Source organism: Achromobacter sp. SIMBA_011 (assembly GCF_046535435.1).
In the GTDB taxonomy this organism is placed as follows: Bacteria; Pseudomonadota; Gammaproteobacteria; order Burkholderiales; family Burkholderiaceae_B; genus Achromobacter; species Achromobacter dolens.
Window position 1 is genome coordinate 1 of the sequence record NZ_JAWRWN010000140.1, and the last position, 349, is coordinate 349.

Here is a 349-nt window from a genome sequence, read left to right on the forward strand (position 1 = left end):
GCACGACCCACGTATCGAACCGTCCGGAAGGCGCGCGTCGCACGTGCGAATGGAAATATCGCTCGGGCATCGTATGGCGCAGCATGCCGCCACGATGGCGGAATGCAGCGAACGGCGCATATTCGAAGCGTCGGCCGCGATCGATGCCGTGCACCGCGTCGATCGAGTAGATATCGACCAACGGGCCGTGCTGCTCGCGCGCCCGTACCCGGTACTCGGTCTCGAACTGCGTGACCTTGACCGGATCGGCCTGAACGGGAAACAGGTTGATGATCGGCGTGCAGTAGAGCCGCACGTTCTGCGCGTTGAAACGCATGTCGTCCTGCCACGGCTTTGCCAGCACGATCTC

The 349-nt window shown here is 63.0% G+C and carries 1 protein-coding gene; it reads right to left on the reverse strand.

The window, feature by feature from the left end:
• The coding region (locus SB816_RS30275) for a type VI secretion system baseplate subunit TssF (RefSeq protein WP_410548027.1) at nucleotides 1-349 on the reverse strand (349 nt) is incomplete at both ends.